Source organism: Sphingomonas sp. GW821-FHT02B09 (assembly GCF_059421875.1).
Map to the genome: position 1 here is coordinate 141,581 of NZ_JBWKVV010000001.1, position 22,642 is coordinate 164,222.

General features: G+C 65.3%; 19 protein-coding genes. 8 read left to right on the forward strand and 11 right to left on the reverse strand.

Going from position 1 to position 22,642, the window contains the following annotated elements; translation table 11 throughout:
* Positions 1-358 precede the first annotated feature (358 nt).
* From AC07U4_RS00630 to AC07U4_RS00640, 3 genes are all read left to right on the forward strand, one after another.
* Positions 359-3,571 (forward strand): TonB-dependent receptor, encoded by a 3,213-nt coding sequence (locus tag AC07U4_RS00630; RefSeq protein WP_495194060.1) that lies wholly within the window; start codon positions 359-361, stop codon positions 3,569-3,571.
* Positions 3,572-3,622: 51 nt separating this feature from the next.
* Entirely contained in the window at positions 3,623-5,074 is a 1,452-nt protein-coding gene (locus AC07U4_RS00635) for a tetratricopeptide repeat-containing sulfotransferase family protein (protein ID WP_495194061.1), read from the forward strand.
* Between the two features lie 64 nt (positions 5,075-5,138).
* A complete protein-coding gene (locus AC07U4_RS00640; RefSeq protein ID WP_495194062.1) occupies positions 5,139-5,489 on the forward strand; it encodes an XRE family transcriptional regulator in 351 nt (116 codons plus the stop codon).
* A gap of 103 nt (positions 5,490-5,592) precedes the next feature.
* Here the strand turns inward: AC07U4_RS00640 and AC07U4_RS00645 are convergent, their stop codons facing one another.
* The 3 genes from AC07U4_RS00645 to AC07U4_RS00655 all read right to left on the reverse strand — a co-directional run bounded on the left by AC07U4_RS00645 (position 5,593) and on the right by AC07U4_RS00655 (position 8,484).
* Positions 5,593-5,922 carry a hypothetical protein gene (locus AC07U4_RS00645; protein ID WP_495194063.1) on the reverse strand — a complete coding sequence of 110 codons (330 nt, stop codon included), beginning with the start codon at positions 5,920-5,922 and terminating at the stop codon, positions 5,593-5,595.
* 1,019 nt (positions 5,923-6,941) lie between these two features.
* A complete protein-coding gene (locus AC07U4_RS00650; RefSeq protein ID WP_495194064.1) occupies positions 6,942-7,232 on the reverse strand; it encodes a hypothetical protein in 291 nt (96 codons plus the stop codon).
* 358 nt (positions 7,233-7,590) lie between these two features.
* A complete protein-coding gene (locus AC07U4_RS00655; RefSeq protein ID WP_495194065.1) occupies positions 7,591-8,484 on the reverse strand; it encodes a LysR family transcriptional regulator in 894 nt (297 codons plus the stop codon).
* A 94-nt stretch (positions 8,485-8,578) separates the two neighbouring features.
* On the opposite strand from AC07U4_RS00655, the gene AC07U4_RS00660 reads away from it, so the two are divergent.
* A complete protein-coding gene (locus tag AC07U4_RS00660; RefSeq protein ID WP_495194066.1) occupies positions 8,579-9,655 on the forward strand; it encodes an aldo/keto reductase in 1,077 nt (358 codons plus the stop codon).
* A gap of 23 nt (positions 9,656-9,678) precedes the next feature.
* Here the strand turns inward: AC07U4_RS00660 and AC07U4_RS00665 are convergent, their stop codons facing one another.
* Genes AC07U4_RS00665 through AC07U4_RS00680 form a run of 4 tightly spaced genes read right to left on the reverse strand, consistent with a single transcriptional unit; the run spans position 9,679 to position 15,648 of the window.
* Positions 9,679-9,942, reverse strand: coding sequence for a hypothetical protein (locus tag AC07U4_RS00665; RefSeq protein WP_137898897.1), 264 nt, complete (start codon positions 9,940-9,942; stop codon positions 9,679-9,681).
* Between the two features lie 3 nt (positions 9,943-9,945).
* Positions 9,946-13,218 (reverse strand): error-prone DNA polymerase, encoded by a 3,273-nt coding sequence (locus AC07U4_RS00670; protein WP_495194067.1) that lies wholly within the window; start codon positions 13,216-13,218, stop codon positions 9,946-9,948.
* On the reverse strand, positions 13,218-15,008 hold the full coding sequence (locus tag AC07U4_RS00675) for a Y-family DNA polymerase (RefSeq protein ID WP_495194068.1): 1,791 nt from the start codon (positions 15,006-15,008) through the stop codon (positions 13,218-13,220). Before AC07U4_RS00675 ends, AC07U4_RS00670 begins: the two co-directional genes overlap by 1 nt.
* Positions 14,926-15,648: an ImuA family protein gene (locus AC07U4_RS00680; RefSeq protein WP_495194069.1), complete on the reverse strand. Its 723-nt coding sequence runs from the start codon at positions 15,646-15,648 to the stop codon at positions 14,926-14,928. Before AC07U4_RS00680 ends, AC07U4_RS00675 begins: the two co-directional genes overlap by 83 nt.
* 115 nt (positions 15,649-15,763) lie before the next feature.
* Between AC07U4_RS00680 and AC07U4_RS00685 the strand changes: the two genes are divergently transcribed.
* Genes AC07U4_RS00685 through AC07U4_RS00695 form a run of 3 tightly spaced genes read left to right on the forward strand, consistent with a single transcriptional unit; the run spans position 15,764 to position 17,764 of the window.
* Entirely contained in the window at positions 15,764-16,141 is a 378-nt protein-coding gene (locus tag AC07U4_RS00685; protein WP_495194070.1) for a hypothetical protein, read from the forward strand.
* Between the two features lie 12 nt (positions 16,142-16,153).
* On the forward strand, positions 16,154-16,780 hold the full coding sequence (locus tag AC07U4_RS00690) for an SOS response-associated peptidase family protein (RefSeq protein ID WP_495194071.1): 627 nt from the start codon (positions 16,154-16,156) through the stop codon (positions 16,778-16,780).
* A gap of 3 nt (positions 16,781-16,783) precedes the next feature.
* Positions 16,784-17,764: an MBL fold metallo-hydrolase gene (locus AC07U4_RS00695; RefSeq protein ID WP_495194072.1), complete on the forward strand. Its 981-nt coding sequence runs from the start codon at positions 16,784-16,786 to the stop codon at positions 17,762-17,764.
* An 81-nt stretch (positions 17,765-17,845) separates the two neighbouring features.
* Here the strand turns inward: AC07U4_RS00695 and AC07U4_RS00700 are convergent, their stop codons facing one another.
* The gene (locus AC07U4_RS00700; RefSeq protein WP_495194073.1) at positions 17,846-18,133 is read right to left on the reverse strand and encodes a hypothetical protein; all 288 of its coding nucleotides are present in this window, start codon (positions 18,131-18,133) and stop codon (positions 17,846-17,848) included.
* A gap of 183 nt (positions 18,134-18,316) precedes the next feature.
* Here AC07U4_RS00700 and AC07U4_RS00705 point away from each other — a divergent pair, with 183 nt between their 5' ends.
* Entirely contained in the window at positions 18,317-18,583 is a 267-nt protein-coding gene (locus tag AC07U4_RS00705; protein ID WP_495194074.1) for an antitoxin, read from the forward strand.
* 305 nt (positions 18,584-18,888) lie between these two features.
* On the opposite strand, the gene AC07U4_RS00710 is transcribed toward AC07U4_RS00705, so the two are convergent.
* From AC07U4_RS00710 to AC07U4_RS00720, 3 genes are all read right to left on the reverse strand, one after another.
* Positions 18,889-19,170: a hypothetical protein gene (locus tag AC07U4_RS00710; RefSeq protein ID WP_495194075.1), complete on the reverse strand. Its 282-nt coding sequence runs from the start codon at positions 19,168-19,170 to the stop codon at positions 18,889-18,891.
* A gap of 232 nt (positions 19,171-19,402) precedes the next feature.
* Positions 19,403-20,854 (reverse strand): hypothetical protein, encoded by a 1,452-nt coding sequence (locus AC07U4_RS00715; RefSeq protein ID WP_495194076.1) that lies wholly within the window; start codon positions 20,852-20,854, stop codon positions 19,403-19,405.
* A 175-nt stretch (positions 20,855-21,029) separates the two neighbouring features.
* Positions 21,030-22,523: a serine hydrolase domain-containing protein gene (locus AC07U4_RS00720; protein WP_495194077.1), complete on the reverse strand. Its 1,494-nt coding sequence runs from the start codon at positions 22,521-22,523 to the stop codon at positions 21,030-21,032.
* Positions 22,524-22,642: the final 119 nt, after the last annotated feature.

Genomic DNA, 22,642 nt, shown 5'->3' on the forward strand with positions numbered 1-22,642 from the left:
GTGCGATCAGCGAGTCTCGTTTGGTGAGAACCGAACTGGGGTCCCCGTCACGCTCAACCCGTTCCATGATCCTCCAGCCGGTATGCAGTGCCGTTTGTAAGAGGTGCGACAAAAACAGTGCGTCGAGCCGAATCAAAGCGATCCGCACACATCGCTGCAAGCGTGTTACCGTAATACCACACCAAGTCGCACGACTGCCTTTTAAATTTACACCCGCAGCGTCCACGCAACATTATTAGGCATTGGAAATGTGCGAGCAACAAAAATTGGTAAAACCCGTTGCCAATTTGTTACACAAATGCGCTGATTATGAAATTTTTGTCATTCCCGGTTTACATTGCACCACCTAGCGGTTCCTTTGTCGTCAGCACCGGGATCCGAAAGAAGATCCCCAAGGCGGTCAACGCCACGTCAGTACCGTCATAACGGGCGACGGGGCGCAAAACAGGGATATGACATGATCGAAACGCTTCAACGCGCGCGCAAGTCTTTGCGCTCTGGTTCGGCGCTCCATGCACTTGCTCTCTTGGGAGCAGGTCTAGGGATTGCGTCATTAAGCGCTCCCGCTGCTGCACAAGATTTTACGAATGGTGCCCTCGTCGGCAATGTGCTTGATGCAAGCGGTCAGCCTGCTGCCGGCGCAACCGTCACCGTCCGCTCCAACGCGCAAGGATTTACGCGGACCGCCACGACCAACAGCAACGGCTCATTCCGCGTCCAGTCGCTGCCGCCCGGCGCCTATGTGGTGACCGTCGTCGACGCGGCGGGCGAAACGATCGTGACGCAGCCGGTGACCGTCAATCCCAGCGGCAACACGGCCTATACCTTCCGGGCGGGCGGCGCAGCCGATGTCGCCGATGGGGCCGCAGCGACGGAGGGCGGCGACGACATCGTCGTCACGGGCAGCGTCCAGCGGGTGAACGACTTTGCCAGCAGTACCGGCGGCCTGACCATCGGCAACGTGTCCGAACTGCTCAATACGACCCCGATCGCCCGCAATCAGACGGCGCTGATCCTGCTGTCGCCGGGCGCGAGTGCCGGCGATACGACGTTCGGCAATCTGGCGTCGATCGGCGGTTCGACGGTGGCCGAGAACGCATATTACGTGAACGGCCTCAACGTCACCAACTTCCGGACTTTCGTCGGCTCGAACAACCCGCCGATCGAATTCTATCAGTCGCTCGACGTCAAGACGTTCGGCTATTCCGCCGAATTCGGCCGTGCCCTCGGCGGTTTCGTCACTGCCGTCACCAAGTCCGGGTCGAACACCTTCAAGGCTGGCGCCCTGGTATCTTACGCGCCCGATGCGCTGCGCGACTATTCGCCCAACACCTATGCCGCGTACAACCGCACCGATATCAACGAGAATATCGAGAGTAACTTCTATCTCAGCGGACCAATTATCAAGGACCGGTTGTTCTTCTACGCGCTTTATAACCCGAATTACTCCAAGATTGGTGATAGCAGCATCACCCTTGGTCAGCGCCTGACGGAGACGAACAAATCGCCATTCTTCGGCGGCAAGCTCGACTTCATCATCGCCGACGGACATCGCCTCGAAGGCACGTATTTTCGTAACGCGCAAACGCGGGTGACCCGCTACGACGCATTCAACGGCGTCACCAACGTCGTCGGCGCGCCGTTGGGCACGCTGGTCGAGAAATCTGGTGGCGACAATTTCGTCGGCACCTACACCGGGCAGTGGACCAACTGGCTCACCCTGTCGGGCTCCTACGGCGAGAGCCATGACGATCAGTCGGTGGTGCCAAGCCCGATCGTCTCGCTGGTCCAGAGCACACGCACCGGCACGACGACGACGGCCAGCGGCTTTGATACCAGGAACAACTCTGACACCGACGTCCGCAAATTCTACCGGGGCGATGCGGATGTGTTCGTCAACCTGCTCGGCACCCACCATTTCCGAGGCGGGTATGAGCGCGAGGAGCTGACCTCCACGACGGACACCCGTTACGCCGGCGACTATCGCTATGTCTTGGGCACGTCATCCATCCAGCGCTTTTATTACGAGAATGTCGGAACCTGGAAGAGCGTCAACGAATCCTATTACCTTCAGGACAGCTGGTCGCTGGTCAACGATCGCCTCAATCTCCAGCTTGGCGTGCGTAACGATCGCTTCAATAACAATTCGCTGAGCGGCGAAACCTATTTCAAATCGGGCAACCAATGGGGCCCCCGACTGGGTGCGGCGTTCGACGTGTTCGGCGACAAGCGCACCACTATCCGCGGATCGTGGGGCCGCTATTTCTTCCCGGTCGCGACCAACACCAACATCCGCCTGGGCGGCGCCGAGCTCTATTATCAGCAGCGCTTCGCCTATCCGGTCGGCGCAAATCCGCAGATCTTCGACAACAATGGTCTGGTGTCGGGCCTGACGCTCGACGGTGCGGGCAACATCAACGGGCTGACGACGCCGATTGCCACCAGCCAGGGCCCATGCCCGACCGTTGGACCCAACGCCGGCGAGAACACCTGCTATTCGATCACCGCAAATGGTCTTGCCGGTCCGACCGACACGCTCGTCTCGCAGAACCTGCAGCCGAGCTATCAGGACGAATGGACCGTTGGCCTGCAGCATCGCATCGGCGACTGGGACTTCTCGCTGACCTACATCAACCGCAGGCTCGGCCGCACCCTGGACGACGTTGCGATCGACGCCGCGGTGCTCGCTTATTGCGACCAAAGCGGTATCCAGGGATGCGGTGACGTATTCACCGGCTTCCACCAATATGTGCTCGCCAATCCCGGCTCCGACATCACCGTGCGCCTCAACGGCGACTGCGAGGCGGATGCGCGGCAATGCCAGGTCGCGACCCTGTCGGCTGCGGATCTGCGCTACCCCAAGGCGATCCGGAAATACGACTCGGTGCAATTTGCGTTCAACAAACCCTATCGTGATGGCTGGGCGCTGGGCGGATCCTATTCGTTCACGAAGGTTCGCGGAAACTATGAGGGCGCGGTCAAGTCCGACAACGGCCAGGACGATGCCGGCCTGACGCAGGATTTCGATCAGCCTGGGCTGCTCGATGGTGCTTATGGCACGCTGGCCAACCAGCGGTCGCATCAGTTCAAGTTGTTCGGCACCTACGAGGTGCGCGACGGCTTGCGGTTCGGTGCGAACCTGTTGTTCGAGTCTCCGCGCAAGTTCTCGTGCATCGGCATCCACCCGACGGATGAGTTCGCCTCGCAATATGGTGCATCGAGCTTCTACTGCCGTCAGCCCCAATTCGCCGGCAATACTGCCGCGGCCAACCAGTTCATCGATGGCAATCCGACGTCCTATCTCGTCCCACGCGGCACGGCGTTCAACAGCCAATGGCGCAAGCAGATCGATTTGAACGTGCAATATGACATCGCGTCGCTGCCCGGCAGTTTCATCAGCATCGACGCGTTCAACATCTTCAACTTCAAGTCGAAGCTGGACTATCAGGAGTTTGGCGACAATGCGGACGGTTCGATCAACCAGCGCTACGGGCTGCCGATCGGCTACCAGACGCCACGTTACCTTCGCTTCACGATCGGCCTGCGCTTTGGCGAACCGCAGCGCAATTGATGGTCCGGCTGGTTCCGTAATCCGATGAGCCAGCATGCGGATGGAGGGGTGATGTCCCCCTCCATCCGCCAGCAGAAGAACCCGCATATGACGTCGGCGTCCGCCACAGATCAGATGCTTTCGGCGTTCAAGGCGGCGCTGGCACGCGGCAGCCGTGGCGACGTGAATGCCAGCGCCGCCAGGCTCTTGGAAGCGCGTCCGGCGCTCGGTGCGCAGTGGCGGAGCGTGGCTGCCGTGCTGATGCACAACGGTGAGATTGCCATGGCGCTGGCAGCCTTCCAGCACTTCGTCGAGGCGGCCGGCAATAGCCCGGCCGCGCGTCTGGAGCAGGGCATTCTGTACGCGAGAGCCGGGCGGCTGGTCGAAGCATCGCAGATCCTCGGCGCGATCACCGGCTCATCGGATCCGATCGGCCTGACCTTCGCGCGAGCGACGGTCGCGCTGGATCTCGGAGACTTCGTCCAGGCGAGCGAATTGTTGGAGGACGTCGTCCTCCGCCGGCCATCCGCCGGGACGGCGTGGCTGTCATTGGCGACGATTGGCGCGCTTGCCGCCCCTGATCGCCGCCGCGCGCTGTTCGATGCGGTAGCGCACGTCTCGTCCAGCGGCGTGACCGACAAGGTTGCCTGGCAATATGCCGTGGGGCGTGTCCTTGCCGAGCAGGGCGACGTCGACAAGGCTTTCGAGGCCTTCACGACGGGCGCGAATCTGCGGAGGACCGTCCTCCCCTACGATCATGCCGCCGATCGCGAGAACGCCCGCCAAGCCGCTGCGGAGATGGTGCAGGAGGTTGCCGCGCCAACCGACGGGGGCATGGTCCCGATCCTCGTGGCCGGCCTTCCTCGATCCGGAACGACGCTGGTCGAGCAGATCCTTGCGAGCCACAGTGCCGTGGCAGGTGGGGGCGAAGTCAACGTCCTGCGTCTGGTCGCGCAGGACCGCCGTGAGCTGGCCCCGCTCGCGCCGGCCGATCGGTCCCGCGCGATGACCGACCTTTATCGGCATCTCCTTGTCGAACGTTTCGGCAGCGATGGCAGGATCATCGACAAGTCGCTCAACCTTAGCAGATTCATCGGTCTTGCCGCCACGATGTCGGCCGACATCCCCATCGTCTGGGTGCGTCGCGATCCACTGGATTGCGCCTGGTCCTGCTTCAGGAGCCACTTTGTCGTCGGCGCGGAGTGGAGTCTGACGTTGCCCGATATGGCAAGGCACTTCAGACTCGAAGATCAGCTCCATCACCACTGGCTGACGAAGTTGGGCGGGCGTATCCTGCAAGTGCAGTATGAGGCGCTCGTTGACGATCCGGCATATTGGACCAGGACGATCCTGAGCCATTGCGGCCTTGCAGATGAGCGGGACCCTTACCAGCCTCATCTGAAGCATCGGGCCGTTACGACCTCCAGCGTGGCGCAGGTGCGCCGCCCGATAAATCGCGACGGGATCGGCGGCGCCGGGCCTTACCGCAAACACCTTGAGCCATTCGCACGGCATTACTTCTGATGGCGATAGCCGGACAGGATACTCGACATTCGGCTTGGAAGGTGATCATCGACGGGGGTATGAGATGAAGAGGGCTATCGGTCGTTCAAAGGGTGCGCGCTATGAGGAGATCCGCACACAGCTGAAGGGGGCCATCGCCGAGACGTTTGCGGAGATGGCAATCTCACAGTCGGCCGCGGCGGAACGGTTCGGGGTAGGGCGGACGTACCTCAACGACGTCCTGAACGGTGACACCCGAAATGTCTCGGTTGGTACTCTTCTCGCGATGCTGCTGCGGGTCGATGTCGATGTGTCACTGACCATCTCGAACGGGGACGAGCGCTGGCGATCATCGCACGGCGGCAGTCTGTCGAACGTCCAGACTGACCGGGTTTGCAGTGGTGCCGACCGTCGGCACGATCTGCGCGCCGGCTAGGCATACGGGCCACTCATCCGGCAGGACATGGCGGGCAGGGCGTAACCGTGCCGGCCCCCAACGCTACCCAACACTCCGACCAGGCCAACTTACGCCCCCGGTCTTATCCGGCTTCGGACCGATCGTCGGGTATCAGCGTGGCGACGCCACGCGCCGCCAGCGTCCAGCGATACAGGGCATCGGCGATATAGGTCCGGAATTCATACCGATCGACGACAACCCGCCTGACGTTGCCAACGCAGTGGCGGGCGTTTTCAACCATGGTCGCCTGGATGGCCGATGTCGAAGTCGTGACCGGATCCGCCCACACCAGCCGGGTCGCAAGGTTCGGCTGCTCGCGGACGAGGCATATCGCCACCTTCAGATAGGTCCGTTCGCTGGGGCGCCGGTTCGCCGCTTGTGGTTCTTCCCGCGCAACAAAGCGTTCGATCACGGGCGCGCTGTTTGAGTTGCTGCCTGGTGAGTGCAAGGTCCGGAGCAAACGCCTTCAACGCCTCGGCGACAAAGGCGCCCCGGCGAAGTGTGCCGAGGTAACTGTCACTCGGCGTGATCTGTGAACCAACCTGAAAGATCGCCGCGCCCTCGCCGCAGGTGGCGGTCTGGCGTGTCAGCCAGTCCATGGCTCGTTCCTGTGCTCGGGACGGTACGACGCCTTCGACGACTTCGCGAAGTAGGGAGAGCGTTGCGAGCTTCCCTCGCGTCGCGCATTGTGCCGCGCGCCGGGCCGCATCCGTATAATAGGCTGAGGCCTCGGCGTTTCTACCCGGCAGCGACGGCGGTGGCTCCACGATCGTCCGGGGATTGACTGGCATAGCCGGATTGGCGGTGACGACGATCGATGTGTCGCCGGAAGATTGGTCAGTGGTCGGCGTAGATCTATGCTGCTCACCCGGGGATACGGCACCTGCGAGAATCTGCAGCATGACGTAAACAGCATATGCCATGGTTTAACCCCGTTGTTGCCTGATATGTTTGCTCGGGTGTGGGCGGATGGTAATGTATGCTCATTTGGATGTCATCGTCAAAAATGGTTGCTAAACATTGCTCCGTAGCCACAGTCGGATGTCTTTCTTTTTGATCAATCTGCGCTGGTGGCGCAGTCCCGCGGATAAGAATTCGCTCTGAACGCCCGCCTCGGCTCGTCGGCGTGAAGGCAAGGTCGTTGCTTCCTTCTTTCTCAAGCTTTGGCAGCGGTCATTTGGCTTTCCCGGTTCGAAGCGATCGAGCTAAGTCGCAAGGGGTGAGTTTGCTCCCACGCACCAGCGGTCGCGTACGGAGAAGATGTCGAGTTGCCGGTCGTCGGAATAGGCGCCGGCGGCCGGACGGGCGAGGCGGCGAACGACAACTGCTCGGACGTTGCTCTACAGGCCAGATAGCCCAAGATTACGCCCGATATCTGCGGCGGCAGCGTCCGGGCATTCGGCCCCTTCCCCGCAGGCACCGCATGGCACCTCAATCGTCGCGCCGAGCCACTTGAACTGGATCGTGCGGAACGCGGACGAATTTGAGACCAGCTCGTTCCCAGGCGCGTTTGCTGCGACAGTTCAAGCCATTGCCAAGAGCCTTTGTCTCACCGGAGGAACCGTTTTTATATGCACGAATGCAGTAATGGTTCGATGCGACATTATAGGTAACGCGATAAGCCGGTTGATCAGCCGGCAGCAATTGGGCGGCGACACTGTTTGCGCCGATGCTAACTAGGGTAAGGGTGCATGCCGTTATGATCTGGCGAGCGATCTTCATGTCGGTTTCCTTTCCACCGTCGGGCAGCTTTGCGCTGCTGCCGGTGCTATGCGAGAACCGTGCCACATGCACAACACACCTTGGGCAAGCGAACAGAGCAGGTGAATTTTGCTAATTGGTGGCGGCCTCGGCTGACAATTCGCACGAAGGGGCGTTTTGTTGGTTTCAGTTCGCCCGGTCTTCGCCGCGTTTTCAGCACAAGCCTTCGACCTCTGGCATTGGCATGACTATGGCCGCCGGCCAGCCGCTATCGCCGGGCTAAAGTATCGACAGGCTTATTGGGACAGGATTTTGGTATGTGCGCGGCATGTATTCTAGCTCAAATAATCCTTCGAGCTAGTAAGATGGGCTACAAAATTCAGTCCGGTTGCCAACGAAGCGCATCGACCAGCGCTCGCATCGCCGGGCTGACCCGACGATCCGGGTAGTAGAGCCTGCAGCCGGGATAGGCCGGACACCATGGGCCGAGGACTTGGACCAGACGCCCGTCCCGGATCTCGTCCGCCACGTCCTCCTCCATCATATAGCCCAATCCCGCTCCCGCCCGCACCGCTGCCGCAGAAAGCGCCTCGTCGTTGACGATCATTTGGCCGGCAACGCGGACCTTGATGTCGCGTCCGTCCTCCTCGAACTCCCACGGGAGAAGCCCGCCGCCGCCGAGCTGCCTGTAGTTGACGCAGATGTGGCGCTCGAGAGCGGCGGGGGTCGCGGGCGGATCGTGCCGCGCGAAATAGCCTGGCGTGCCGACCACGACCGTGCGCAGGTCGGGGCCGACGGGCACGGCGATCATGTCGCCCTCCACGGCCTGCGCGAGGCGGATCCCGGCGTCGAAGCCGCCCGCGACGAGGTCGATCAGGCGATCCTCGACGATCACCTCGACAGAGATATCGGGATGGTCGAGCAGGAAGGCGGGCAGGTGCGGCGCCAGGATCGTGCGCGCGGCCCATCCGAACGTCGCCAGCCGGACCGCGCCCGCCGGCGTGTCGCGCCAGTCGGCCAGCCGTGAAAGCCCGCGGGCGACCTCGGTCAGCGCGGGATCAAGCGAGCGGAGCAGTTGCTCGCCGGCTGACGTCGGCGCGACCGAGCGTGTCGTCCGGGCCAGCAGGCGCACGCCGAGCCGCAGTTCCAATGATTTCATCGCATGGCTCAGCGCTGACGGCGAGAGCCCGAGTTCGGCGCCTGCGCGCGTGAAGCTGCGCGTGCGCGCGACGGTCGCGAACGCTGCCAGATCATCGAGGTCGCCGCGTCGCATTGCTGCATCATGCTCACAAGCCCTTGCCGGCGGCAACGCCTAATCCGGGTGGCATCGAGGTGCCATTTGCGGTGCTCAAGCAAGGAGCATCATCTTGAGCCTGACCCATTCTCGCACGCTTGGCCGCTCCGGCCTCGTCGTCAGTCCGCTGGCCCTCGGCACGATGACCTTCGGCCCTGGCGCGTGGAACGCGGACGACGCGACCGCGCGTGCCGTCTTCGACGCCTATCGCGACGCCGGCGGCAATTTCATCGACACCGCCGACATCTACTCGGGCGGGGGGAGCGAAGCGCTGGTCGGCCGCTTCATCAAGGAGACCGGCGCGCGCGACGAGCTGGTGTTGGCGACGAAGTTCGGCTTCAACGGCGCGGCCAGCCCTTTGACGGCGACGCAGGCCGGCGGCGGCAATCCCAATGCGGGCGGCGCGGGTGCCAAGAATATCCACCGTGCGCTCGACGCGTCGCTGCGGCGGCTCGGTACCGACTATATCGATCTTTACTGGATGCACATCTGGGACGGCGTGACGCCGGCCGAGGAACTGGTCGAGACGCTCGGCGCGCTCGTGCGTGCCGGCAAGATCCGCTACTACGCCTTTTCGGACATGCCGGCCTGGCTGGCGATGAAGGCGGCGACGATCGCCGCGGTGCGCGGCATCCCCGGTCCGATCGCGATGCAGGTCGAATATTCGCTGGTCGCACGCGATGTCGAGGCCGAGCACGTTCCGGCAGCGCGGGATGCAGGCATGGGCGTGCAGCCGTGGAGCCCGCTCGCCGGCGGTTTCCTGTCGGGCAAGTACCGCCGCGGCGACACCGCCGGCACGGGCAGGCTCAGCGGTGCCAATCCGTTCGGCGACAGCAAGTTCGCCGATCGCAACTGGGACGTGCTCGACGTGGTGAAGACGATCGCGGCGGAGGTCGGCTGCACCCCCGCGCAGGTGGCGCTTGCCTGGACAATGGCGAAGCCGGGCGTCACCGCGCCACTGATCGGCGCGCGGACCGTCGAGCAACTGACCGGCAACTTGGCCGCTGCCTCGCTGACGCTCGACCACGAACAGATGGCCCGCTTGGATGAGGTAAGCGCTCCTCCGCCCGGCTTCAGCGCCGGGCTGGCGTCGCTCACCATCCGGCGCATGGTATTTGGAGGTCGCGATGTTCGTGGCTGGGGCGAGTAGGGGCGTGAATGTCTGGTTGTGGGTCAATTCGTGTGAGCCGCGCCTTCGATCTGCCGCACGATGCCGTTGAGCGCCGCCGTACACCCTTGTGCTCTGCCGATATCGTGATCCGTTCCGGCCGAATTCCAGAACATGTCGAGTGGCCAGCGTTCGGGGCAATGCGTGACAAGGCAGCGCAACGCGAGCCGCACCTCGATCGTGTCGACTTTCCCCTTGTCCGACCGCGCGGCAGCGGCGCGAAGGATATGGAGCGACAGGTCGATGATGATCCGTTGATGGCGCGACACCGATCAGTGGAAGTCGCGCGACTTCACCCGCACCACGTCCTCCGGATCCATGCCCGTGCTATGCGGCGGCCAATAGCTGTCGCGAGGGCCGGGCTTCCAGCCGGCATCGCCGCGGTCCGGCGAGCCCGCATGCCGCGCGCCGTCACCACGTCCGGTCGCATGCGGGAAATCCATCTGTCCGACCTGCGCGAGCAGCGGTCCATGGTCGATGATCCGGTCACAGATGACGTGGATCACCTGTCCCTCCTTCTGCACGCGCCCCTTCATCCCGATCATCGCCGCCGACATCACGGTGCGACGCTGCGCCTCGAAGCGGTCGGGCCACAGGATGCCGTTGGCGATTCCCGTCTCGTCCTCGATGGTGATGAACAGCACGCCCTTGGCCGATCCCGGCTTCTGACGGACGAGGATGATCCCGGCCACCTCGACGTGACGGCCATCCTTGATGTTCGCAAGGTCGGCGCAGCGCGTAATGCCACGCCGGATCAGATCCCGCCGCAGGAAAGCCAGCGGGTGCGCGCGCAGCGACAGTTGCAAGGCGCGGTAATCCTCGACGACCTCGCGGCCGTCGGACAGGGGCCGCAGGCTGACGTCAGGCTCAAGCCCTTCCGGGCTGAACAGCGACTCCCGCGCGTCGGCGGCGGCGAACAGGGGCAAGGGCGCGTCGCCGAGTCCCTTCACCTTCCATAGGCCCTGCCGCCGGTCCTCGCCCAGCGCATGAAAGGCGTCCGCCTCGGCCAGCCGTTCGATCGCCGCGCGCGGCACGCCGGCGCGGCGCCAGACCTCCTCGACCGAGCCGAACGGCATCTGCCCACGTGCGGTGACGATCGCCGCGCCGTGCGCGTTGGCGAGGCCACGGACCTGCCGCAACCCGAGGCGCACGGCGAGATAGCGGCCACGGCCCGGCTCCAGCGTGCAATCCCAGCGGCTGGCGTTGATGCAGGCCGGGCGAACCTCGACACCGTGATCTCGAGCGTCACGAACGACCTGTGCCGGCGCATAGAAGCCCATCGGCTGCGCGTTGAGCAGCGCAGCGCAGAACACGTCGGGATGATGATGCTTCATCCAGCAGCTCGCATAGGCGATCTTGGCGAAGCTGGCCGCGTGGCTCTCGGGGAAGCCATAGCTGCCGAACCCCTCGATCTGCTTGAACGTGCGTTCGGCGAAGTCGCGGGGGTAACCGCGCTCGACCATCCCGCCGACCAGCTTGTCGAAGAAGTGGCTGACCCCGCCAGTGAACTTGAACGTCGCCATCGCACGGCGCAGCTGATCCGCCTCGGCCGGGGTGAAGCCCGCCCCGACGATCGCGACCTTCATCGCCTGCTCCTGGAAGAGCGGTACGCCGAGCGTTTTCTCGAGCACTGCGCGCAGCTCGGGCCGCGGATAGTCCGGTTTCTCGCGCCCTTCGCGGCGACGCAAATAGGGGTGGACCATGTCGCCCTGGATCGGCCCCGGCCGGACGATCGCCACCTCAATGACGAGATCGTAGAAGCGCGCCGGCTTCATCCGCGGCAACATGCTCATCTGCGCGCGGGACTCGATCTGGAAGGTCCCGAGCGTGTCGGCCTTCTGGATCATCGCATAGACGTCGGGATCGTCGTCCTGCAGGTCGGCCATGCCGACGCGGATGCCCTTGGCCTCCTCCAGCATATTGAAGGCGCGGTTCATGCAGCCGAGCATGCCGAGGCCGAGCACGTCGACCTTCATGAACTTGAGCGCATCGATGTCGTCCTTGTCCCATTCGATCACCTGCCGGTCGATCATCGCGGCGGGTTCGATGGGCACGAGATCGTCGAGCCGGTCGTGCGTCAGCACGAAGCCGCCGGGATGCTGGGACAAATGCCGCGGCGTGCCGATCAGCTTGCGGGCGAGGTCGAGCGCCAGCCTGAGCCGGCGATCCTCCATGTTGAGGTTGAGCTGCTGGACCTGTTTCTCGCCGACGCCTTCCTGGCTCCAGCCCCACACCAGTCCGGCCAATGCCTTGGTGAGATCTTCGGGCAGTCCCAGCGCCTTGCCGACCTCGCGCACCGCGCCACGCGCGCGATAGCGGGTGACGACCGCAGTCAGTGCGGCATGGGTGCGGCCATAGGTCTCATAGATCCACTGGATGATCTCCTCGCGGCGCTCATGCTCGAAGTCGACGTCGATGTCGGGCGGCTCGCGGCGCTCGCCCGAGATGAAGCGCTCGAACAACAGCTCGTGCTTGATCGGGTCGATCGAGGTGATGCCGAGCATGAAGCAGACGCAGCTGTTCGCCGCGGAGCCCCGGCCCTGGCACAGGATGCCGCGGCGTCGGCTTTCGGCGACGATGCTGTTCACGGTCAGGAAGTAGGGCGCATAAGCGAGTTCTGCGATCAGCCGCAGTTCGTGATCGATCTGCGTCCGGTATTGGGCGGGCACGCCGTCGGGAAACCGGCGTTCCACGGCGGCCTCGGTGAGCTGTTCGAGCGCCTGCTGCGCGGTCAGCCCGTCGACGACGCGCTCGTCGGGATATTGGTAGCTCAGCTCACCAAGGTCGAAGGTGCAGCGGCGCGCGATCTCGGCGGTGGCGCGGATCGCGTCGGGGAAGGCGGCGAAGCGACGCTCCATCTCTTCCGGGGATTTGAGGTGCCGGTCGGCGTGGCGTTCGCGGCGGTAACCCAGCGTATCGACGGTACATTTCTCGCGGATCGCGGTGACGACGTCCTGCAGCAGCCGTGCGTCGGGCGCATGATAGAGGATGTCGCCGACCGCGACAGTTGCGACCCCTGCGTCGGACGCCTGCCGGGCGAGGTCGTGCAGGCGCATCGCATCGTCGGGCCGTCGCCGGAAGGTAAGCGCACAATAGCCACGGTCCCCGAATACCTCGTGCAGGTCGCCGAGATCGCTACGGGTGGCGTCACCGGGCAGATCGGGAAGCAGGATGGCGATCAGCCCCGCGTTCCAGGTGACGACATCCTCCCACGCCAGCGCGCAGCCGCCCTTGCCGGCGCGCGACTTGCCGAGCGTGAGCAGACGGGTGAGGCGTGACCAGGCGGGCTTGTCGGTCGGGTAGAGCAGCAGCATGCGCCCGTCGTCGAGCCGCACCCGCGCGCCCGCGATCATCCGCACGCCGGTCGCTTTCTGTGCCTCCCAGCCACGGACCAGCCCGGCGACGCTGCCGAGATCGGTCAGCCCGAGCGCGGCATGACCGAGCAGCGCCGCGGCCGCGAACAGTTCGTCGGGGCTGGAGGCACCACGCAGGAACGAGAAATGGCTGGTGACCTGGAGTTCGACATAGGTCGTCTGGGTCGCCATCAGCCGAACAGCCCATGCAGATACCAGCTCAGGTCGCCGGTCGCGCCATCGACGCCATCGCCGCGGCGGAACAGCCAGAAGCGCGCGCCGGTATCGTCCTCGACGCGGAAATAGTCGCGCACCGCCCATAGCTCGCCGTCGCGCCGCCACCATTCGCCGTGGATGCGCTCGGGGCCGTCGCCGGCGACGACGGCATGGACTTGGCCACGCCATGTGAAGCGCCGGGGCGGTGCGTCCGGCAGCAAGGCCAGCACGCCGACCAGGGGTTCGGGCCGGTTGAGGAGCCGCACCGGCCGCCGCCACGCGGGCCAGCCGGTCGGGGCAGCGAGCGGTGCGGTGCGACGGACGGCGCGCTCGGGCACGTCGCTCTCCACCGGTGCGGCGGTAAACAGAGCCGCATCACCCAAGCGGCCTGCGATCTGGTCTACCAGCGTCGTGACATCCGGCGGCGCATCGTCGCCGGCGAGGCTCGCGGCGAGCGCGGTCGCGCCGAGCGGATCGGTACGGGTGGCGGCGAGCCGCATCGTCTCGATCCCGTCACCCGGATCGATCGTCTCGATTCTGAGGTGGAAAAGACGGGCGAGATGGCTCGCGTCGCGCGTCGGTCGCGACGTGCCGATGGCGAGCCGCTGCTCGCTGCCGTCGATCCGCTCGATGACGAGCAGCAACGTGCGGGCGCCGGCGCCGCGCTCCTGCAGCAGCCCGATCATATCGGCGAGAAGATCGCGGATGACGTGTTCGATCGCCTCGGCGGTGCCGATCGGCTCGAGCAGGCGGCGGCGGGCCAGCGGCGTCTCCTCCGGGACGACCGGCACGATCGGTTCCGCCACCCGGCCGAGCGCCTCGTCGAGACGGCGCACGCTGGCGAGCCCCAGCCGGCGCGCGAGGGGACCGCGCGGCAGCGGCAGCAGATCGGCGATCCGGTCGAGCCCGAACCGCGCCGCGGCGGTCAGCGCCTCGGGCGTCAGGCGCAGCGCGGCGGGCGGCAGGCCGGCGAGCGCCTGCGCCTCGCCGCCGTTCGGGATGGCGCTGATCGCGTCGCGCCCGAACCGTGCGAGCGCGTGCGCGGCGCCCGGCGTTCCCGCCACCGCAACGCGTGCAGTATAGCCGAAGCGCCGGCAGAAGCGGACCAGCCGCCGGCAGAAGCGCGCCTCGCCGCCATGAAGGTGCGCCGTACCGGTCAGCTCGATCCACAGCCCGTCCGCGCCACTCGCCGCGGCGGTGGGCGTCCAATGCCGCACCGCATGCAGCGCGAGGCTGTTGAGCACGGCGCGATCGGCGGCGGGATCGGCGGCACGCACGTCGACCTCGGCGACCAGCGCGCGCGCCTGCGTCACCGCCATGCCGGGTATCAGGCCGAGTGAAAGCGCGACGGGACAGGCGGCGGTGATGACGTGGCGTTGACCGGCCTGCTCCGCGAGGACCAGCGGCACCGCATGCGCGACCGGCACGGCCACCGGCAAGGGGCTGCGCGTGCCGCCTGCCGGCACCGGTCGCTTGAACGGATGATCCGCCGCCTCGGAGCGCCGACCGAGTTCGCGCATCGTCGGCTGCTGGTGGCGCGGCAGCGCCGCAGTCTGATCTTCGATCGCTGCACGTGCGCCGTCGTCGCGCGCCCAGCGTGCGCCCGGGCGCCAGCCGCCGCCCCGCGGCACCGAACAGGCACCAGGGTCGTCGTCGATCGGCAGCAATGGCGCAGGCTGCGGTTCAGGCAGCGCGCGCGGTCGCTCGAGCCGGCGCAGTCGCTCGATGGCGAGGTGCGGCAGGTAGAGCGAGGCGACCCGTGTCATCGCATGCCTCCAGTTGCAGGGTGAAGGGGGGACCGCCGCGTTGGCGCGCGAGGTCGACGGTCCAGCGTGCCCGGCCGACGCCGGGGGCCGGCAGCCGCTCGGACGGCGCGCAGGCGATCCGCCAGCGCGTCATCGCCGCGGAGAGGTCGGACAGGGGCTCGACGCCCGCCTTGCGCCAGCGGCGCGCGAGCAGCGCCGGAGCGTGGCCGCTCATCGCAGCAAGCTGCAGCCGCCGCGTCGCGACCATATCGGCCCGCTTGACCTCGCCGACGACCGCGGCGAGGCCGCCGTGGCGCAGGCCGTCTTCCATGACGGCGAGCACGTGTTTGTCGTCGTGCGCCTCGACGAACAGCAGCGTCGCCGGGTCGAGCCCGGCCTGCTCCAGACCGGGGGCGTAGAGGTCGAAGCGGGTCAGCGCCCAGAGCACGCGCTTGCCGGACCGCGCCGCAGCGCGGGCAGCGATGCCGACGGAAAAGAGCGTCGCCGCGGCATCGTCGGTGAGCGTCGGCGTCGCCGGCGACACCTCGTGCAGGCCACCCAGCACGAGTCCGCCCTCGGCGAGTCGCCTGTCGATCGCATCGATGTCGAAGGGCAGAACCGCCAGCTTCGGCCCGCGCACGGCACCCAGCTCTTCGCGCAAGCGGGCCAGGGCCTCATCGGATTGGGGGTTAGCGGACATGACTGTTGCGACTCATCTGTTCGCTATATGTTCCAGAATTGTTGACGAAGGGTCAAGGCGTTACGGGAGGGATTCGGTGAACCGAAACGGGATCGACGCTGCCGGGGCCGCAGCTCCGACGGGGTCAGCGCACGCGGACTACGACCATGTCGGGCGCCGCCTGCGCACGCTCGAGCAATGCGCGCTGTACAAGCGGACGTTGCGCCTGACGTGCCCGCGCTGCGGTCATGTCCGGGTGCTGGATGCGGTGTGCCTGTGGTGGATGTTCATCCGGCGCGGCTGGGACGATGGCCTGCCCGCAGTGGCAGCCCGCCTGTGCTGCGCCGGCTGCCGTGAGCAGAAAGCAACAGCGCGACCGCGCGTCACGGTCGGTCGCGAACCGCCGACCGGCGCGCCGCTGCCCTATCCGGACAAGGCAACGTGGAAGAAGCTTGTCTCGCGCCATCGCTCGTGATCGAAGACGGAGATGTGCAATCTCTATAACTTGAAGGTCGATCCGCGCGGCTATTTCGATGCGCTCGCCGCGGTCGACGACGCGGCCAATGTGCTGGGTATCGAGAAGGACTATGCCGCCCCCGGCAAGCCCGGCTACGTCGTGCGCTACGAAGAGGGCCGGCGCGTGCTGAGCACGATGCGCTGGGGCTTCCCGACGCGGAAACCCCGCAAGCGTGCCGCGCGCGAGGGGGAACTGCCGTTCCTCTACGACTGGTGGACCAACGCCCGCAATCTGCACAACAATTTATGGAAGCCCTGGCTGCTGCGGTCAGAGCATCGCTGCCTCGTGCCCTTCACCCGCTTCGCCGAACCCAAGGCTGTGTCCGACCGGCAGGGGCCGGGCGACACCAACTGGTGGTTCACCGTCGAGGACCAGCCGGTGCCGTGCTTCGCCGGCCTGTGGAAGGTCGATGCCGACCACGACCGCGTCTATGCCTTTTGCACCACCGAGCCCAATCCGCTCGTCGCGCCGAAACACCCCAAGGCGATGCCGGTGATCCTGCTCGCCGAGGATCAGGAACGCTGGCTGACCGCGCCGGTCGAAGAGGCCGTGACGCTGCTCACCGCCTATCCTTCGCAATTGATGCAAGTCGCCTGACCGATGGCCCGCAATCGCTATTACGACGGCCCGCCGAGCGATCATTTCGACGGCATCCGCTTCTTCAATCCCGGTCAGGCAAGCACCGATCGCGGTATCTCCGACATGCTGCGCTGGAAGCTCGGCGGCCGTGCGGCAAAATGGCCAGCCTCGGTGCCGATCGTCCCGGCCAAACCCAAGGCACGCGTCGCCGGGCTCCGGATCACGATGGTCGGCCATGCCTCGCTGCTCATTCAGGCCGCAGGCTGCAACATCCTGACCGATCCGGTCTGGTCGGAGCGGGCAAGCCCGTTCCGCCGGGTCGGACCGAAGCGGGTGACGGCGCCGGGGATCGCTTTCGATGACCTGCCGCCGATCGACGTCGTGCTGCTCAGCCACGGCCATTACGATCATCTCGATGTCGCGACACTGCAGCGGCTGCACGCGCTCCACGACCCGCTGATGGTGATGCCGCTCGGCAACGATGCGATCGTGCGGACGGCTGTGCCGGCAGCCCGTTGCATCACCGGCGACTGGTGGGGCCGGCTGGCGCTTGGCGACGGCATCGCGACGACGGTGACTCCCGCCTATCACTGGTCGAACCGCTGGCCGAGCGACACGCGGATGATGCTGTGGGGCGGCCATTACCTCGAGACACCCGCCGGCGCGATCTGGTTCGTCGGCGACACGGGCTATGGCGATGGTCGCATCTTCGGCGAGGTTCAAATACGCCTCGGGGCACCCGATGTCGCGCTGATCCCGATCGGTGCCTATGCGCCGCGCTGGTTCATGGCGGCCCAGCACGTCAATCCGGCCGAGGCGGTGCGGATCTTCTCGGATGTCGGCGCAGATCGCGCGCTCGGTATCCATTGGGGGACGTTCCACCTTACCGACGAGGCGCGTGAGGCGCCAGTGGAGGAATTGGCCGCGGCGTTAAACGACGCAGGCGTTGCGCCCGAACGGTTTGTCGCGGCCGAAGCAGGCGGGGTCTTCCACTTTCGCTGAGCCACGTAACCGACTGTCAGGGGGCGGGAGCAGAGCCGCGCCAAATTGGACACCACCAGAGAAGGGGGATTGTCACGAATTCTAGTATGGCTCCTCAACTCGCAAGGATCGCACGAGCAGGGCAGGGCATTCCTCGACGGGTTCATGCGGTGGCTTGAGCTTGACGAAGAATGGCGCCGCGATCTCGACGACGCGCTGGTGATACTGAAGGCGCCGACGATCACGATCCCGAGGGTCGGCAACCTTGACGTCCTCGTTCGGCTCTAGGGCCGTATGCTCGCGCTCGAGAACATGCCGACGGCGAGCGATCAGCCTGAGCAAGTCCGCGGTTACCTCGCGAATTTGTCGTTGCGGCGTCTTGACGCGCACTGTCTCGTCTACCTGTCTGGCACCCAAATTCGATCTTGATGGGAAAGTCCCGGCAGTTTCGTTTGGCATTCCTAATATGCAAACGCTGAATGCTGCGCGGAGCTCCCTAAGGGGAATGATCGCAGCGTTTGGAAACGCCTTCATTCGTGGTATATACATGGCATGTACTACGGAGGTTTCGAGATGGCCGAGCCCGCTCTGCACCGCGACATCCGCGAAGCGACGCTATTTCGCAACAACCGGAGCCAGGCTGTTCGCATACCGGCGGAGTTCGAATTTTCCGGCAGTCGCGTCCTGATCCACAAGGAAGGTGATCGCCTCATCATTGCGCCGGAACCTCGACCCAATCTGCTCGATACGCTTCGATCGTTATCCTCCCTCGATCCTGCCGATGGCCTTCCCGACGATCTCGACAACGCGCTGCTGCCGCTTAAGAAAATCGATCTGTAAGCCGTACCCGCTACATGCTCGACACAGACACCGTGGCCGATCTTGTGCGGAAGCGCACCAATGCGAATGACGAGAACTCTGACAATGGTAACTGGCTGGCGCACATGGTGTCGCCAGCCAATACCTTGAGCGCTAGCTGCCTTAGAACGCCGGTAGTCGGACAACCGTTGTCATAGCATTACGTGAACGGACGTCCGAAGCTGGGCAGAGGGAAATGCCCCAAGAGTGTCCGCTTGCGGATCGAAGCCGCCCATCTAATTGGCTGATGCGCTCGGTCAGGTGAGATCCCGAACGGCCGACTAGCGCTAAATAGGTTCGTTGCTGAGGAAGCGGGAATGTTCCTCAAGTTCGACGACCTCAAAGTCGAAGCTTCTCCATCCGTGCCGCTTCGCCGCTTCTTCCAGTAAGGCCTTCTTGCTGGCCGCCTCCTTTGCGGATGCTGTGTGACCCCAGAACACCTCGGTCCTGCCATTGTGAAGATGCGCGACGATACGCCAGTAATGGGTGAAAGGCGCAGCCGTGGGGCCGATCGTTTTCACATAGCCGTCGGCCATCGTCGCGGTCAGGTAGCGCTTCTTCCTAGCCATTGCCGAGCGATAGCGCAGTGGCGGCGGATGCGGGAGAGCAGCCCTCGCTTTACCGCTCGTCGGGCGGCCATTCCCGTTGGGCCCGACTGCGTAGAGAGCGACCGAACGCTCCAGCTCGGCCCCACCAGGTGATGGCCCACCGATCCGTCGACCGCGCGCTACCTCGCTCGGGAAAATTGTGGCATTCGCGGCGTTCGGACCCGCGTTTCCGTGGCGCCCCAGTCCGGCGCACTCACGAGAGGCTCGCGACCCATCGTTGCAGCGCGGGAGTGTCGCGCATGTCGCCGGTGTAACGGTGAACCGGCACCGCAGGGACGTTCGATCCGCGCTTGCGGCCGCGATAGACCTTCATCGGCACGATCGCCTGCGCGAAGCCGCTCGGCAAGGGGACGCGGCGGATGTCCATATAGAGCGAGTCGGCGCCCGTCTCCTGCCCGATCTGCACCGCGCCGAGCGCAGTCCACAGGTCAACCGCGTCGAGGCAGGCGGACGCGCAGCCGAGGTCGGTCAGCACGTACACCCGGCCCTTCGGCGGCAGCACGGGAGCCCCAATATCGGTGGCCGGCGCCGCGCCCCCGTCATCGGCCTCCCGCCACAGCGTGTCGCCCCGCGCGAGCGCGCCTTTGAGCCCCGCAGAGACACGATCACCCCAGCGCATCGCCTCGGGCGAAGCGTCCGGCGCCGCTCGCCAGGCGGAGCGATAGCCGTCGATCGTCGCAAGATTGCCTGGCGACACGCGCCAGTCGACCGCCTCGCTATCCGATGGCAGCCTCCGAATCGCAGCGGCGCCCCATAGGATCGTCGCAACCTGTCTCGACCAGTCGGACGAGCCGCCATTGTTGCCGCGCAGGTCGAGCACGATGCGCGGCGCCGCCGCGAGCCCTGCGGCATCGGCCTTCATGCTCGCGATCAGCGGCACCAGAGCTTTGGCATCCTTACCCATAGGGTCGCTGTCAAAACCCGAGAGCGTGAACCAGCGAGTGCCATCGGGCAGCGTCGTCCCGCCGATCTCGGGATGCGCGCGCGGGCTCGCCGCCGCGAAGCGGGTGTCCAACTCGGCGTCGGGCAGGTCGCGCCATTGCAACACGACCTCGCGCGATCTGCCGTCTACCGTGAAGCGGCAGCGTGCGGGGCGACGTACGTACGGGTTGCCCGCGTCGATGAACAGGCGGCCCGCGGTTGAGGCCCGCTGGCTGAAAAGACTCCAGCGGCCGCGGAAATCGCCGACGTTCCGCATGGCGAGGGTCTTCGCGGGGATGCCGTCGCAGCTTACCAGCTCGGCGCCAAGCGGCAGGGCAACGTCGTCGGCACGGGTGACAACCACCGCCCGCTCGGCACCGTCGAGCGTGGTCAGGAAGCCCGGCCAGCGCAGCGGCAGCGGCACCGGCTGGTTGACATCGAACGCGACATGGCCGTCGTCGAAGCCAGCGACATAAGCGCGCATCGCCCACAGATAGGCAAGATAGTCGCGTGCGTTCGCCGCCCGGCGCAGCGCCAGTGCGAGCCCGGCATCATTGCGCTCGGTGAAACGGGGGTCGAGGCGATTGACCGGGCCCGGATGGTTCGCCGCTATCGCGTCGTGGAACGCGGTCGCATCGGCCCGCAGCGTTGCCGACCAGTCGCGGAGCGGCTCAGCTGCGGCGGCTAGCAACGGAATGGTGAGTGCGATCAAGCCCTTGTGCATGGTCATGTCCTCAATAGCCCTCCGGCGTCGCGTCGAGTGTCGCGGCGGAGGAAACGATCTCGATTTCGGTAAGCTGGGGCAGATACGCCTCGATGAACGGCTTGCCGTGCTGCGTTCGAGACCTAGCGCGGCAAACGCCGATAGCCCGGTTGGACGTCTCATTTCGCCTGTTCCTTCAATACTGCAATCGGGCAGCCGCGTGGTCGTTGTCGGGATCGCGCCTCAGAGACGCCTCGTAGTTGGCGATCGCGTGCGGGCGGTCGGTCGCGGCCTCATATCCCATCGCGAGGCTGTCGAGCGCGTTGGCGCTGTCCGGGTGAAGCGTGGCGTTGAGGCCGAACACCGCGACCGCCTGCCTCGCGTCGCCGGCATCGAGCAGCATACCGCCCCAGACGTTGAGATCGTCCTCGCTCACTCGGAAGTCCGGCTTCCGCTTGAGACGATCGTAGATTCGCATCGGATTGGTGAAGCCGTCGGCGATCAGGGCGGTCCTGAGACGTTTCACGGGCAGCGGAAGGCCGCCGCCGTTCGACGCCAGCAGGTCGGGCAGGAACTGCCCCGCGATCTCGTCGATGAACTCTTCCGGGTTGGCGCCCGCGAGGTTGGTGAGCACAACTATCGCCAAGTCGTCGCGCGAATAGACGAAGATGGCCGAGCGGCGGCCACCGATGCCCGCCGCGACCGGATGGCCGCCATGGTCGGACACGGGCCAGCCCATCGCCCACGGGCCGGGGTGGCCGTCGTTGAGGCGACCGGGGTTCCACAATGCCTGTCGGTTCGCAGGTGACAGCAGCGTGCCGTTACGCAGTGCGATCAGCCAGCGTGCGACATCGCCGGCACTTGCGTTGAGCCCGCCCGCGGTACGCATGAAGGGAGAGAACTCGTCCCAGCCATGTTCGATCGCTCGCGTCTGCTTTTGCACCGCGCCGCCGCGATAGCGGTAGGTGCGCGCCCGACCCGGCATTACGTCGCGCCCATCGCCGAACGCCGCGTAGCGCATCCCAGCGAGCGCAAACTGGCGTCGCTGGATGAACCGCGTAAACGGCATGCCCGACACCCGGTCGATGATCTTACCTAGCAGCACGTAGTTGGTCTGATTGTAGCTGAAGCGTGTGCCCATCGCCGACTGGAAGGGCATCGCCTTCACCGCCGTCCAGGCGGACGCCTCGTCTCCGTCGCCGACCAGCGAGCCCGTGCCCTGACCCTTAGGCTGGATCAGCACGTCGGGCAGTCCCGATAGGTGCGAGAGCAGCTGCGACACAGTAATTGGCTGCCATGCGAAGGGAAGGTCGTCGAGGTAGCGCCCGATCGGCGCGTCAAGCGAGACCTTTCCGTCCTGGACCAACTGCATAATTGCAACCCCGGTAAAGCTCTTGGTCGCAGAGTTGAGGGTGAAGGCGGTCGCGGGTGTCACCATCGTCTTCGTCTCGACATCGGCGACTCCGAACACCTTGTCGTAGATGATGCGGCCATTGCGGACGACGGCGACCTGCATGCCGGGGATCGCCCGACGGCGCATCTGATCGGCGACCACGGTGTCGATGCCCGCCGCAAAGCGGGCGGGAGCCGACTGCAGCGCGCTAGCGGTTTTGATCGGATGAAGCTGCGCCGGCGCTGCGCCCGGAAGAAGCAGGGCGAAGCCCCCGAGTGCTGACCAAAGCTTGTTCATAGCGAATGACTACAAACGTAATCGATTTGGGTCAATTCGCCATTCGGACATGGTCCCGGACGGATGACTAGCTGTCGAACCAGGCTACATCAGCGGATCCGATCGGGTCCGAGCACCTG